General features: G+C 63.2%; 11 protein-coding genes. 2 read left to right on the top strand and 9 right to left on the bottom strand.

The genetic code is table 11. The annotated features are described in order from the left end of the window. Nucleotides 1–46 precede the first annotated feature (46 nt). The 7 genes from ACYCFC_RS10705 to ACYCFC_RS10675 form a co-directional block, all read right to left on the bottom strand. Nucleotides 47–3,433: an ATP-binding protein gene (locus ACYCFC_RS10705; RefSeq protein WP_459651572.1), complete on the bottom strand. Its 3,387-nt coding sequence runs from the start codon at nt 3,431–3,433 to the stop codon at nt 47–49. Beyond that, nucleotides 3,430–4,023, bottom strand: a complete 594-nt coding sequence (locus ACYCFC_RS10700) for a DUF4194 domain-containing protein (protein ID WP_459651571.1) — start codon at nt 4,021–4,023, stop codon at nt 3,430–3,432. The genes ACYCFC_RS10705 and ACYCFC_RS10700 overlap by 4 nt, the downstream gene beginning before the upstream one ends. Nucleotides 4,024–4,028: 5 nt before the next feature. After that, nucleotides 4,029–5,465, bottom strand: coding sequence for a DUF3375 domain-containing protein (locus tag ACYCFC_RS10695; protein WP_459651570.1), 1,437 nt, complete (start codon nt 5,463–5,465; stop codon nt 4,029–4,031). Between the two features lie 54 nt (nt 5,466–5,519). Further along, nucleotides 5,520–8,354: a valine--tRNA ligase gene (locus tag ACYCFC_RS10690; RefSeq protein ID WP_459651569.1), complete on the bottom strand. Its 2,835-nt coding sequence runs from the start codon at nt 8,352–8,354 to the stop codon at nt 5,520–5,522. Nucleotides 8,355–8,466: 112 nt separating this feature from the next. Beyond that, nucleotides 8,467–8,838, bottom strand: coding sequence for a DNA polymerase III subunit chi (locus ACYCFC_RS10685; protein WP_181086854.1), 372 nt, complete (start codon nt 8,836–8,838; stop codon nt 8,467–8,469). Nucleotides 8,839–8,908: 70 nt separating this feature from the next. Continuing rightward, the gene (locus tag ACYCFC_RS10680) at nt 8,909–9,328 is read right to left on the bottom strand and encodes a DNA polymerase III subunit chi (protein WP_459651568.1); all 420 of its coding nucleotides are present in this window, start codon (nt 9,326–9,328) and stop codon (nt 8,909–8,911) included. Nucleotides 9,329–9,358: 30 nt separating this feature from the next. Next, complete coding sequence (locus ACYCFC_RS10675; RefSeq protein ID WP_181086852.1) at nt 9,359–10,846, bottom strand: leucyl aminopeptidase; 1,488 nt, start codon at nt 10,844–10,846, stop codon at nt 9,359–9,361. 186 nt (nt 10,847–11,032) lie between these two features. On the opposite strand from ACYCFC_RS10675, the gene lptF reads away from it, so the two are divergent. Together lptF and lptG are read left to right on the top strand one after the other, a co-directional pair. Beyond that, the gene (gene lptF / locus ACYCFC_RS10670; RefSeq protein ID WP_181086851.1) at nt 11,033–12,154 is read left to right on the top strand and encodes an LPS export ABC transporter permease LptF; all 1,122 of its coding nucleotides are present in this window, start codon (nt 11,033–11,035) and stop codon (nt 12,152–12,154) included. Further along, nucleotides 12,147–13,208, top strand: coding sequence for an LPS export ABC transporter permease LptG (gene lptG, locus ACYCFC_RS10665; RefSeq protein ID WP_459651567.1), 1,062 nt, complete (start codon nt 12,147–12,149; stop codon nt 13,206–13,208). The genes lptF and lptG overlap by 8 nt, the downstream gene beginning before the upstream one ends. A gap of 157 nt (nt 13,209–13,365) precedes the next feature. Here the strand turns inward: lptG and ACYCFC_RS10660 are convergent, their stop codons facing one another. Beyond that, on the bottom strand, nt 13,366–13,863 hold the full coding sequence (locus ACYCFC_RS10660; protein ID WP_181086874.1) for an RDD family protein: 498 nt from the start codon (nt 13,861–13,863) through the stop codon (nt 13,366–13,368). Between the two features lie 101 nt (nt 13,864–13,964). Next, complete coding sequence (locus tag ACYCFC_RS10655) at nt 13,965–14,177, bottom strand: cold-shock protein (protein ID WP_014853413.1); 213 nt, start codon at nt 14,175–14,177, stop codon at nt 13,965–13,967. Nucleotides 14,178–14,457 lie beyond the last annotated feature (280 nt).

Genomic DNA, 14,457 nt, shown 5'->3' with positions numbered 1-14,457 from the left:
CAGGCGTGGTGCCTGATCCTGGATTCGCCTCTACGCCCTATGGTTGCTATCCAGACTCCACCGCCCGTGCTTGTTTCTGCTCGCGGTATTGCTCGATGCTCAGGCAGCGCAGCATGGATTCGCGGCCCTGGTCGTTGTGCACGAAGCCGACGCTGGCGACATAGGGCTCGATGATGTGGATTTTCTGCAGCGGGGTGACGATCAGTAGCTGCAGGTTGAGTTTGCGGAACAGTTCCAGGCCGTAACGGGCCGACTCGTCGGAGCCGCGACCGAAGGCTTCGTCGATCACCACGAAACGGAACGAGCGCGAGCGGGTGACACCCCATTCCAGGCCGAAGCGGTAGGCCAGGCTGGCGGCCAGTACGGTGTAGGCGAGCTTTTCCTTCTGGCCGCCGGATTTACCGCCCGAATCGCTGTAGTGCTCGTGCTCGCTGTCGTCCTCGCGCCAGCGTTCCGAGGCGGAGAAGGCGAACCAGTTGCGTACGTCGCAGACCTTGCGCGTCCAGCGCCGGTCGCTTTCGCTGCTACCGTCGCGGCCACGGAAGCGTTCGATGATCTGGCGCACCTGGAGGAACTTGCTTTCGGCGTACTGCTCGTCCTGGCTGCCGGAGAGGCTGCCTTCGGTACAGGCCTTGAGGTCGTTGCGGAACTCGGCAATCTCGCCGTCGCCACTGGACTGGGCTTCGAGCTGGATCAGTCGGCCCGGGTTGTAGTCGATTTCGCGCAGCGAGCGGTTGATTTCCTCGATGCGCTCGCGGATGTCCAGTTCCTCGCGGCGCAGGTGGCTCTGGAAGTTGGCGATCTCGTTGATGATGTTCTCGTTGAGCATGGCCTTGAAGCGCTGCTCGAACTGCGGCAGGCCGTCCTGCTCCAGGCTGGCGAGCATGGCGCGGTAGTCGGCGGCGGCTTCGACGCTGGAATCGACCTCACGGGTTTCCAGCGGGTAGGCGTTGCGGTAGTCGCTCATGGCCTGGGTGATGCGTTCCACCAAGCGCTTGAGCTTTTTGTCCTCGGCATTGAGCTGGGCCTGCAGCCATTCGCGCAGATCCTTTTCGCGGTTGGCGCAGGACTCCACCGTCAACTGGTGCGCGCCGAGTACCTCGTCGCGCAAGGCGTCCAGGGACGGGAACAGGGCGCGTTGCTGGTCGCTGGCGCTGTCCGCCAGGACCTTGGCCTCGTCGGCCTGGGCCTGGGCGGTATCGCGTTTTTCCCGGCTGCGCGAGTGCTCGTCGTTCTTCTGGTCGAGGCTCTGCTGGATCTGCTTGAGCTCGCCTTCCAGTTCGCGCAGTTGCTGCTGCAGGGCGCGCAGGGTGTCGGACTCGGCTTCGAGCTGGCGGCGTTCGCCGTCGAGCCTTTCGATTTCCAGCAGCAGCGGGCGCCAGTCCAGATCCTGGAAGTGCTGGAATACGCCAAGCTGGGCCAGGCCGGTGAGGCGCTGGTCGAGGGTTTTCTGCTGGCGTTGCAAGTCGCTGATCTGCTGCGCCAGTTGTTGCAGGCGGCTTTCCAGACTGCTGGCCTCGGCCTCCAGTGCGGCGATCTTGGCCTCGTTGCTCCAGCCGAGGATATAGCGGGTGCGGTCGCCCAGGCGGTGACGGTCGTCCTTCTCGTGACGTTCGTGGCCGGCTTTGATCTGGCCGTTGCGGCTGACGGCCTTTTCCTCACGCCGGAACTGTTCCAGCGAGGCGCAGCAGGCGTAGTCGAAGCGCCGCGCCAGTTCGTCCTCCAGCCAGTCGTAAAAGGCGCTGTCCGGGCGTATCTGCAGCTTGCGCACCAGCGAGTCGGGGTGCAGCTCGGCGCTGCGCTGGCTGCGTTTGTCGCGTACCCGGAAATACACCAGGCGATCGCCCAGATGAGTGTCTTCGACCCATTGCGCGACGCGGCCATAGAGGGCATCCGGCACCAGCAGCGACAGGCCGAAGTTGTGCAGCAGGCGTTCGGCAACACCTTCCCAGTCGCGTTCGTCGTCGCGCACCTGCAGCAGTTCGCCGGCGAAGGGCAGCTCGCTGTCGTCCAGCTCCAGGCTGGCACACAGGCGGGCGCGGATGTCGAGGATGCGTGCGGGGATATTGGAACGGCGCTGGCGCAGTGAATCCAGTTCTTCCTGCAGTTGCTGGTACTGCTGGCGCAAGCCGCGCCATTCAAAATCGGTTTCGTTCTGGGTGTTCAGCGCCTGGTCACGCTGTTCATCGGCGGTTTCACGCAGCGTCGGCAGGGCGTGCAGGTTGGCCAGAAAGGGCTCGGCGCTGCTGGCCAGCGGCAGGTCGAGGCTGGCGGCCAATTGATCGTAGCGTTCGGCGTTGCCCTGGCGGCGACGTTGCTCGGTGGATTTCTGTGCGATCTCGCTCTTGATCGCGGCCAGGCGGTCGCCGCCATTCTGGGCGATGGCCCGATTGAGGTCGTCGCGGCGTGCCTGGCCCTGCTCGCGGCGCTCGCCGAGGCTGCGGCACTGTTCGGCGAGGCGGGCGATGTCCTGGTCGAGGTTGCCCAGGCGCTTTGCCAGCAGTTCATGCAGCAGGCCGCCGAAGTAGGCTGACAAGGCTTCGCGCTGGGCGACCAAGCGGCGGCTTTCCTGCTCCAGTTCGGCATAGCGGTCGCAGTGGCCGATCAGCGGTTGCAGCAGGGCGATCTGCCGCTTGGCCTTGAGCACCGCCTCGTGGGCGCGGTTGAGGTCGTCGAAGTGCTGGATCAGCGCCTGGATGCGTTCGTCCACCGGGAACTCTTCGAGCATGTGTTCGCGCACGAAGTCGGTGAGGTTGCCCACCGATTTCATCGATACCGTCTGGCTGAACAGCTCCAGCGCCTGGTCGTTGTCGATGCCGAAGCGCCGGCGGAAGGCCGCGCTGTAGGCGGGAAAGGCGGTTTCCAGGGCCACGCCGGGCAGTTCGCGCAAGCGCCTGCGCAGGGCGTTGAGGTCGGTGCCGAAGTGGGCGAAGTGCTCGGTGATGCTCAGCGCCCGGTCGGCGACGATATAGAAGCGCTCCGGCTGGCCACGGCTTTCGGTGATGTAGAACACCTGGGCGAGGGTGACGTGCTGGTCATAGCCCTCGTTGTAGAAGTGACCGAGGATCACCGAATAGCTGTTGTGGTCGCGCAGGGCCACCGGCTTGGCGTTGAGCCCGGCCTCGCTGCGTTCGGACTTGTAGTAGCCGAGCACGTAGGAGCGCAGGGTGCGCTCCCTGGCTTCGGCCCCGGCGGCCTTGTTGTAGGCGATCTTCTGTGCCGGTACCAGCAGAGTGGTAACGGCATCGACCAGGGTCGATTTGCCCGAGCCGATGTCGCCGGTCAGCAGGGCGTTGTCACCATTGGTAGGGAAGCGCCACACACGCTGGTTGAAGGTGCCCCAGTTGTACACCTCGATGGCGTGCAGGCGAAAGCCGGCGCGTTCGTCGCTGCTGGCGAAGTCGAGCAGGGGAAGGGATTCGGGTGTGCTCATGATTCCTCTCCCTGATTGGCATATTCGGCCAGGCGCTGGTCGAGCTCGTTGAGCCACTGGGCATCGACGAAGGCCTTGAGAATGCGCCTGACCTCATACAGGGCTTCGGTCTGGCCGCGCAGTTTGCGCAGGAAGCCCAGCTCCACCACCTTGGCGATATGGCTGTCGATGCGATCGACCAGGCGCGCTTCGTTGCTGCCTTCGGGCAGGAACAGGCGCAACAGGTCGAGCAGTTGCTCGCGTGAAAGAATCAGTCGTGCCTCGCCACTGCTGGCGTCGAACTCGGCCAGGCGCTTGCGCAACAGCGCCAGCAGCAGGCTCACCGGATAGCTCAGCTGGCGTCGCGGGATCAGCCGTGGCAGGGCTGTTCTGCCGTCCTCTTGATGGTCTTCCTGACGCTGGCGCAGGTAGGCGTACCCTTCGGCTTCATCGAGGATCAGCTCCAGGCCGAGTACGCCGATATAGTCGCGCACGGCGGCCTGCTGGTCGCTCAGTTGCTGCCAGGCGGGGGCATCGTCCTCACGGTAGAGCACGCCCTTGAACAGGCCGATCAGCAGCGCGGAAAGCTCGGGCGGGGGAATGTCGGTCATGGCGGTCACTGACTGAAAACGATCAGAGGAATGCTGGCGCGACGGGGGCGGTTTTCGCTGTCGTGCCAGACGATCAGTTGTGTTTGTCCTTCGTCGAAGGCGCTGCGCGGGCTGGCGGCGGCAAGGTCGAGCCAGGCTACCAGTTCGGCCAGTCCCTGTTGTAGCGGATAGCGTTGCAGCAGGTCGCCAAGGCTGATTTGCGGCTGCTGGCGCAGCGCCAGGCGCAGGTTGGCCAGCAGCCGGGCCTTGTCTACATGGATCTGTTCGAACAGCGCGTCGGCATCGTTTTGCGCTTCGCCTTCAAGCAGTATTTGGGCCTCGATGCGCGGTTTCAGCGGCGGGCTGTACAGCGGCCTGTCGAGCGGCAGGTTGAGCTCGATCCGGGCATCGTCCAGGTGCATCAGATCCGTTGCCGGTGGTTGTTCGCGCAGCATCAGTGCCCGGCTTTCGATATCGCGCAGCAGGTACATGATGCGCTTGTTTTCCAGCCAGGCCTGGTCGTCGAGGTAGCGGCGCAGCTGTTCGGATAGACGGGCCACGGTGCGTTGCGCGGCTTCGCCGGCTTCCAGCCAGTCGTAATGCATGCGCAGCAAGCGCCGGTCCGGTTCCAGGCTCTGTACCGGTGCCAGGGCGAAGGCCTTGTGCAGCAGGCCGGACAGTTCTTCCTGGCGCGACGGCGACATCAGAAACTCCCAGAAGGCGCGAAAGCTGCGGCCCTGGTCCGAGTCGGCAATGGCGTCGCGTTCGCCAAGGATTTCTTCCAGCAGCGCGCCCTTGCCATCCTCCCAGGTGGCGATTCGCTCGCGCACCTCGCGGTCGAGGTCACGGAAGTTCTGCTCCACTTCGCGGAAGTCGGCGAGCAGGCTGCGGGCACTGCTGCTGACTTCGAGAAAGCGTTCGCGCACCCTGGTTTCATCCATCAGATCGACTTGGCCCGCCTTGATCCGGGCGATGTCGGCATCCAGCGCTGCCTTGCGCTTTTCCAGTTCGCCGATGCGCGTCTGGGGATCGCTTTCGCTGCCCTCGACCACCTGACGCAGCAGGTCGAAGATGGCCAGCAGGCGTGATTCGGTGCCGACGAACTGCCGCTTGCCCAGGCTGTTTAGCCATTCGATGGCTTTTTCCGTGGCGGCGGTCAGTTCGAAATGGGCCTGGTCGCTGCCGCTGGGATAGTACTTGCGCAACCAGCCGTTGGCGTTGTCGGCCCAGTCGTCGAGATAAGCGGCAGCAGCGCGCGGGAAGGCATCTTCGCCGAGCTGCTGGCGCAAGGCGTAGAGCTGGTTATCGAGCAGGGATGCGAGCGTGTGCTCGTCCAGGTTGCGCCGGTTGGGGGTGACGAAGGCGTGTTCGAGAAAGCTGGCGATCAGGGGCGCATGATCGGCGCGCAGCAGACGCCACGCGGGGTGATGCTGGCGCAGGGCGGTAAGTTCGCGATAGTCCATTGGGCCACTTGCACGTGGACCGCAACGGCTGGGCAGCCGTTGCGGTCTTTAGGGTTATAGCCCGGCGATGCGCTCGCGTTGTGCGACCAGGTTGGCTTTTGCCTGTTCGGCTTCGGCCAGTTTGGCGCGTTCCTTGTCGATCACTTCGGCAGGAGCCTTGTCGACGAAACCGGCGTTGGCCAGCTTGCCGCCGACGCGCTTGATCTCGCCATCGAGGCGGGCGATCTCCTTGTCCAGACGCGCCAGTTCGGCATCCTTGTCGATCAGCCCGGCCATGGGCACCAGCACCTGCATGTCGCCGACCAGGGCGGTGGCCGACAGGGGGGCTTCTTCGCCGGCGGCGAGACTGCGCACGCTCTCCAGCTTGGCCAGCTTCTTCAGCAACGGCTCGTTCTCGGTGAGGCGGCGCAGGTCGGATGCCGAGGCGTTGCCCAGTACCACGTCGATGCGCCTGGCCATGGAGATGTTCATCTCGCCGCGAATCTGACGGATGCCCAGCATGAACGCCTTGACCCACTCGATATCGCCTTCGGCAGCCTCGTCGAGGCGCTCGGGGTTGTACTCCGGCCAGGGCTGCAGCATCAGGGTCGGACCGGACTTGCCCGCCAGCGGCGCGACGCGTTGCCAGATCTCTTCGGTGATGAAGGGCATGAACGGGTGCGCCAGACGCAGCGCGGTCTCCAGCACGCGCACCAGGGTGCGGCGGGTGCCGCGCTGGCGTTCGGCAGAGGCGCTTTCGTCCCACAGCAGCGGCTTGACCAGCTCCAGGTACCAGGCGCAGTACTCGTCCCAGACGAATTCGTACAGCGCTTGTGCGGCCAGATCGAAGCGGAAGTTTTCCAGCTGGCGGGTCACTTCGGCTTCGGTGCGTTGCAGCGCGGAGATGATCCAGCGATCCACGGAGGACAACTCGACGGGTGCGTCATCGACGCCCGTGTCCTTGCCCTCGGTGTTCTCGAAGACGAAGTTGGCGGCGTTCCACAGCTTGTTGCAGAAGTTGCGGTAGCCCTCGACGCGGCCCATGTCGAACTTGATGTCGCGACCGGTGGAGGCCAGCGAGCAGAAGGTGAAGCGCAGCGCGTCGGTGCCGTAGCTGGCGATGCCCTCGGGGAATTCGGCGCGGGTCTGCTTGGCGATCTTCTCGGCCAGCTTGGGCTGCATCATGCCGCTGGTGCGTTTCTCCAGCAGTTCGTCCAGGGTGATGCCGTCGACGATGTCCAGCGGGTCGAGCACGTTGCCCTTGGACTTGGACATCTTCTGGCCCTGGCCGTCGCGCACCAGGCCGTGCACGTAGACGGTCTTGAACGGAATCTGCCCGGTCAGGTGGGTCGACAGCATGATCATCCGCGCGACCCAGAAGAAGATGATGTCGAAGCCGGTGACCAGCACGTCGGTGGGGTGGAAGGTCTTGAGGAAATCGGTCTGCTCGGGCCAGCCGAGGGTGGAGAAGGTCCACAGGCCGGAGCTGAACCAGGTGTCCAGCACGTCCTCGTCCTGGCGCAGTTCCACTTCATTGCCGAGGTTGTACTTGCGGCGGACTTCCATTTCGTCGCGACCGACGTAGACGTGGCCGGCTTCGTCGTACCAGGCCGGAATGCGGTGGCCCCACCACAGCTGGCGGCTGATGCACCAGTCCTGGATGTCGCGCATCCAGCTGAAGTACATGTTCTCGTACTGCTTGGGCACGAACTGGATCTCGCCGCTTTCGACGGCGGCGATGGCTTTTTCCGCCAGCGGCTTGGTGGAAACGTACCACTGGTCGGTCAGCCAGGGCTCGATCACGGTGCCGGAGCGATCGCCACGCGGAACTTTCAGCGCATGGTCGTCGATCTTCTCCAGCAGGCTCATGGCCTCGAACTCGGCGACGATGGCTTTGCGCGCGTCGAAGCGATCCATGCGTGCGTAGCCGTCAGGCAGGGTCGCGTCGACCCGGTCGTTCGGCGTGCCGTCGAGGTTGAATACCTGGGCGCGTGCGAGAACGCAGGCGTTTTCGTCGAAGATATTGATCAGCGGCAAATGGTGACGCTTGCCGACTTCATAGTCGTTGAAGTCGTGGGCCGGGGTGATCTTCACGCAGCCGGTACCGAATTCGAGATCGACATACTCGTCGGCGACGATGGGGATCAGGCGGTTGACCAGCGGCAGCATGATGTTGCGACCGATCAGATCCTTGTAGCGCTCGTCCTCGGGATGCACCGCGACGGCGGCATCGCCGAGCACGGTTTCCGGGCGAGTGGTGGCGACCACCAGATAATCCTTGCCATCGGCGGTGCGCGCGTTGTCGGCCAGCGGGTAGCGCAGATGCCAGAGGTGGCCCTTCTCGTCGTGGTTTTCCACTTCGAGGTCGGAAATGGCGGTGTGCAGTTTGGTATCCCAGTTGACCAGGCGCTTGCCGCGATAGATCAGGCCGTCCTCGTGCAGGCGCACGAAGGCTTCCTTGACGGCTTCGGACAGGCCTTCGTCCATGGTGAAGCGCTCACGCGACCAGTCCACCGACGAGCCCAGGCGACGGATCTGCCGAGTGATGTTGCCACCGGATTCATGCTTCCATTCCCAGACCTTGTCGAGAAACTTTGCGCGGCCCAGGTCGTGGCGGCTGACGCCCTGCGCGCCCAGCTGGCGCTCGACCACCATCTGCGTGGCGATGCCGGCATGGTCGGTGCCCGGCTGCCACAGGGTGTTGCGACCCTGCATGCGGCGGAAGCGGATCAGCGCATCCATGATGGCGTTGTTGAAGCCATGGCCCATGTGCAGGCTGCCGGTGACGTTCGGCGGCGGGATCATGATGGTGTAGGGTTCGCCCGAACCCTGGGGCGCGAAGTAGTTGTTCGATTCCCAGGTCTGGTACCAGGAAGTCTCGATGGCGTGGGGCTGGTAGGTCTTGTCCATTCGGCGGGACCCTTAGAACGGCTGATCGGAAAAACCGGAGAGTATAAAGGCAAAGTGCCGAAGTGGCGGAATCAGCTGCCTTTAATTGCTGGCCTGGCGCCTTGCCTGCGTTTCAGGGGCGAGGCGAGCGGATCAGTTGCTCGGCGCGGCTCTCCAGGCGGCGTTTGAGTTCGGCCTCGATGTGCGGCACGAAATCGTCGATCACTTCCTGCAGAATAAGCTGTGCCGCGGTGCGCAGCTCATGGTCGAGGTGGCGTTCGGCCAAGGTGCGAAAAGCCGTGCGTACAGCCGGTTCGCGTGGCTCGTCCGGCGGCTGGACAGATTGCTGGGCAGGTGCGGTGGGTTCGACGACTTCCGACAGCAGAGGGATGCTGTCAGGGTCCAGGGGCTCATCCAGTGAATCATGCTCGTCGCCGAGCAGGGCGCGAATGGATTCCAGCTCGTCGAGCAGGTGCGCAGGTCTGGGCGGAGATGTGGACGTCATTATCAAGAGAGTTCCGGGCAGTAGCGCATCCTGGCGACTGGTGGCGGGTTAGGGAAAATTGCGACGAGATTCACAGTTCGACGCGTTTTGGATCATAGCCCCGCTGGCGATACAGGCGAAAGTTTTCGCGACAGGCGTTGAGCAACTCCGGCTGCTGATTGACGATCTCGATGACCCGACTGAAGTCGTCGATATGCGGCGATAGCGTCTGGGCGAGGTTGATCAGCAGGCCCTGGCTGGTTGCCGGTGGCTGCTCCAGGCCGATCACGACCGGGGCTTGCGGGTCCTGTTCGTAGCGCTCGTGAGGGATGAAGCGCTCGGCGCGAAAGCGCCAGAGCAGCTCATCCAGCTCGGCGCATTGCGCGGCATCCTGGCAGCGGATGAACACCGCCAGGCCATGTTGCCAGCCCTTGCCGGCCAGCTGACAGGCCGCCCTGGCGCGACCGGACGCAGTGCTGTCCGGCAATACGTAGAACTCGATGCGCGTCATGCCGGCGTTCCGTCAACTGTCCGGCTCATCTCACGCGATCCGATCCAGCAGGTACTGGGTGAGCAGCGGCACCGGTCGCCCGGTTGCGCCCTTTTCCTTGCCGCCACTGATCCAGGCGGTGCCGGCGATATCCAGGTGCGCCCAGGAATAGCCCTTGGTAAAGCGCGAGAGGAAACAGGCGGCGGTGATAGTGCCCGCCTTGGGCCCGCCGATGTTGGCGATATCGGCGAAGGGGCTGTCCAGCTGTTCCTGGTAGTCATCGAACAGCGGCAACTGCCAGGCGCGGTCGTCGGCGTTGCGACCGGCGTCCAGCAACTGGCGAGCCAGTTCGTCGTCATTGCTCAGCAGGCCGGAGGTCTGGCTGCCCAGGGCAACGATGCAGGCGCCGGTAAGGGTGGCGACGTCGATCACTGCGCGCGGCTTGAAGCGCTCGATGTAGGTCAGGGCGTCGCAGAGCACCAGGCGACCTTCGGCATCGGTGTTGAGGATCTCGACGGTCTGCCCGCTCATGCTGGTGACGATGTCGCCGGGGCGGGTGGCGCCGCCGCCGGGCATGTTCTCCGCGCAGGCCAGCACGGCCACCAGATTGATCGGCAGCTGCAGTTCCAGCGCGGCGCGCAAGGTGCCGAGTACGCTGGCGGCGCCGCACATGTCGTACTTCATTTCATCCATGCCCTGGCCGGGCTTGAGGCTGATGCCACCGGTGTCGAAGGTGATGCCCTTGCCCACCAGCGCATAGGGCTGATCACCTTTCTTGCCGCCGTTGTATTGCATCACCACCATGCAGCCGGGCTGGTCGCTGCCCTGGGATACGGCGAGGAACGAGCCTGCGCCCAGTTCGCGCAGTTTCTTCTCATCCAGCACCTCGACCTTCAGGCCCTTGAAGGCCTTGCCCAGCTTTTTAGCCTGCTCGGCGACATAGTTGGGGTGGCAGATGTTGGGCGGCAGGTTGCCCAGGTCACGGGCGAAGTTCATCCCTGCGGTGATGGCTTGGGCATGGCTGGCGGCCCGTTCGACCTGGGTTTGTTCGGCCTTGTCGCTGAGCAGGGTGATCCGACTCAGTGGGTGGGCATCGGCTTTTTTGCTCTTGAACTGGTCGAAGACGTACTGGCCACCGGCGAGGGCTTCCACCAGCAGGCGGGTGCGCGCGTAGCTGTCGCGGTCCTTGAGCTGCGCGTCCTGCAGAGCGAGGGTCGCATCGCTGCCGCCGAGATTCTTCAGGGCGCCGGAGATGGCGCCCGCTACCTTGCGCCACTGGCGCGCATCGAGCTCATCGGCCTTGCCGATGCCCACCAGCAATACACGTTCGGCCTTGATGCCAGGCAGTTGCTGGAGCAGCAGGGTTTGCCCCGGCTTGCCCTGCAGGTCTCCGCGCTTGAGGGTCGCTGTGATGGCGCCGGCGCTGGCGGCATCCACACTTTGCGCGATCTCGCCAAGGACGAGGTCTTCGCCAACCGGCAGGACCAGAGTGGCGGTTTTGGTTGCGGGCGCTTTGGTGGTTTTTACAACAAATTGCATGGTGTCGAGTCCCCAAGACAAAGAGTCGGGTTTGCAGGATAATGCCGGGCTTGTTTTCGGTGGTTCGTCTGGCGTGTCGTCTGTAAATCCGTGTATCGATTTTCAGTGACTGCTGCGTGCGGGCCGGCTGCGTAGCGGCTAGTGTGAGCGTAGCCGCCGGAGCCTGACAACCCTGGAGTGTCCGGTTTGATCGTCTTTCGTTACCTGTCCCGTGAGTTGCTGATCACCCTGAGCGCCGTGAGTGCGGTGCTGCTGGTGATCATCATGAGTGGTCGCTTCATCAAATATCTGGCTCAGGCTGCTCAGGGGCTGCTCGATCCGGGCGTGCTGCTGATGATCATGGGGTTCAGGTTGCCGGGCTTCCTGCAACTGATTCTGCCGCTGGGGCTGTTTCTGGGCATTCTGCTGGCCTACGGCAGGCTGTATCTGGATAGCGAAATGACCGTGCTGTCCGCGACGGGCATGAGCCAGCGCCGTCTGCTGGCTTACAGCCTGGCGCCTGCGGCGCTGGTAGCCGTGCTGGTTGGCTGGTTGAGCCTGGGTCTTGCGCCGCAGGGTATTGCCGAGGTTGACCGCATCCTCAACGAGCAGGACTCGCTGACCGAATTCGATACTCTGGTTCCCGGGCGTTTTCAGACTCTGCGCAACGGCACGCGTGTCACCTATACCCGAGAACTGACGCATGATCGCACGCAACTGGGCGGCATCTTCATTTCCGAAACCAACTTGTCCAGGGCCACCGGCGAAGCGCGTGGCTTGTCGGTGCTGGTGGCTGAAAGCGGGCGTCAGGAAATCCAGGCCGATGGCAGCCGTTACCTGATTCTGGAAAACGGCTATCGCTATGACGGCAATCCCGGACAGGCCAATTACCGGGCGATCCAGTACGACACCTATGGCGTCCTGCTGCCCAAGCCCGAGGTCAGCATCGAACTGAGCGAGCGCGAAGCACTGCCTACGCGTGAGCTGTTCGGCAGTGATGACATTCGTCTGCAGTCCGAGCTGCAATGGCGTTTATCGCTGCCGCTGCTGGTGTTCATCGTCACCTTGCTGGCGGTGCCGCTGGCGAAGGTGAATCCGCGTCAGGGGCGCTTTCTCAAGCTGCTGCCGGCCATTCTGCTGTACATGACCTACCTGGCCCTGCTGGTCGCCGCGCGGGGCGCGCTGGACAAGGGGCGAATCCCGGTGGCGCTGGGGCTCTGGTGGGTTCACGGGATTTTCTTTTCGATCGGGATGCTGATGCTCTACTGGGAACCGTTGAGACTTGCCCTCGACAAGCGACGTGCAGGGGCGGGGGTGGGCCATGCGTAAGCTCGACCGCTATATCGGCAGCCATGTCCTGCTGGCGATTCTGACCGTGCTTGGCATCATCGTCGGGCTTGCATTGTTGTTTGCCTTTATCGACGAGCTGGGTGATGTGAAGGGCAGCTACGGCATCCTGGATGCCGCGCTTTACGTGCTCTACACGACGCCGTCGCGTGTCTATGAAATGTTGCCGATGGCAGCGCTGATCGGTTGCCTCATCGGCCTGGGGATGCTCGCCAGCAACAGCGAGCTGACGATCATGCGGGCCGCGGGTGTTTCCCTGGGGCGTATCGTCCTGGCGGTGATGAGGCCGATGCTGTTGCTGCTGCTGGTCGGCGTGCTGATTGGTGAATATCTCGCACCCTGGAGCGAGAACATTGCCCAGGCCAGCCGCGCCATGGCGCAGGGAGCGGGCGAGGCGCAGAGCAGCAAGCGCGGGCTCTGGCACCGGCAGGGTGAGGAATTCGTGCATGTCAACGCGGTGCAGCCGGGTGGGGTGCTGCTGGGTGTGACACGCTACAATTTCGATGCACAGCGCCAGCTGCTGTCGGCCAGTTTCGCCCGGCGTGCACGTTATCAGGACGACCATTGGCAACTCACTGATATCGCCACGACGCATTTTCGGGGCGACCATACCGAGGTGGTCAACACGGCTGAAGAGCGCTGGGATGTGCAACTGACGCCGCAACTGCTGGGAACCGTGGTGATGGAGCCGGATGCGTTGTCGGTCACCGGGCTGTGGCGCTATATCCATTACCTCGGCGAGCAGGGGCTCAACAATGGGCGCTACTGGCTGGCGTTCTGGACCAAGGTCCTGCAGCCGGTGGTAACGGTGACGCTGGTGTTGCTGGCCATCTCGTTCATCTTCGGCCCGTTGCGCTCGGTCACCCTCGGGCAGCGGATCTTTACCGGCGTCATCGTCGGCTTCGTCTTCCGTATCCTGCAGGACCTGCTCGGCCCGGCCAGCCAGGTTTTCGGTTTCTCGCCACTGATGGCGGTGCTGGTGCCGGCAGGCATCTGTGCGCTGGCGGGGGTATGGCTGCTGCGCAGGGCGGGGTAAAAGCCGATAAAGGCGTTTGAGGCTGGAAGGCTGGACGAAAAAGCTGTAGGTCGGGTCACGCTTCATCGACCCGACGAGCGGAGCCTCGGTGGATGTAAAAAGCGATATCCACCCTACGCTGGCTTGCAGCTTGCAGCTTGCAGCTTGCAGCTTGCAGCTATTTCTTATGGATATTCTTCGGCAAATGCACCACCAGGCTTTCCGAATAGATGTCATGCCAGGTGCGTTGCTGCTTGTCCCAGAGCATCCACCAGTAGCCAAGGCCCAGGGCGAGCCAGGACAGGATGGCGATCAGAAAGCGCAGCAGCGCCTGCCACAGATCGATGGCGCTGCCGTCGGCATTCTGGATGCGCACGCCCCAGACCTGCATGCCGAGCGTCTGGCCGTTGTGGGTCCAGAACTTGGCGAAAAAGCCGAACAGGCAGAACAGCAGCAGGGTGGCGAGAATGGGGTCTCTGTCCAGTCCGCCGCTTTCCGCCACTGCCTTGAGCGCTTCGCTGCCATAGAACAGGCGCAGCAGGACCTGTTGATAGAGCAGGGTGACAACCATCATCAGGGCAATCGAGAGAAACGAGTCGTATAGAATCGCGGCAAGCCGGCGGCTCAGGCTGGCGGCTGGGAACTGGCCTTGGGGGCTGAGTGACTGGTTGCGCATGAGCATGACGTCTCGTTGAATGAGGCAGGCGCGCATTCTACGGAAATGCGCGCATAAAAAAGCCCCTGATGCTGCCATCAGGGGCTTTTCGGAGCGGTGGCTTATTCCTGGATTTGAACCTGGTCAGCCTGCATGCCTTTTTGACCTTGCACAGCGATGAAGCTGACTTTCTGGCCTTCTTTCAGGCTCTTGAAGCCGTTACCTTCGATCGCGCGGAAGTGCACGAACAGATCCGGACCGCTCTCAGGAGTGATGAAACCAAAACCTTTTTCGTCGTTAAACCACTTGACGGTACCGTTCTGACGATTCGACATGTCTTTGTATCCTTGAAACTCAATAGTAGAAGCGCGCCTGCACGGCAGGAGCGGGAACTGGTTGCAAGGAGTAAGGAGTCGAGCGGGATGTAGCGGATCGGATGATCTACTGCACCAGGTCACGATTCTACGGCGACCCATGCAAACACAGTGGGCACACTCTACGATAACTCGCAAGGAGTGCCAACCCCTCGCAGCCATAGAATTTGCCCTGTCCAGGCAGCGCTTTTTCAGCGCGATGTAAGCGGGCGGGTCAACTGGAAACAGCCTTGCAAGCCTG

The organism is Stutzerimonas sp. NM35, assembly GCF_054604355.1.
This window is presented reverse-complemented; position numbering and strand designations above follow the sequence as displayed.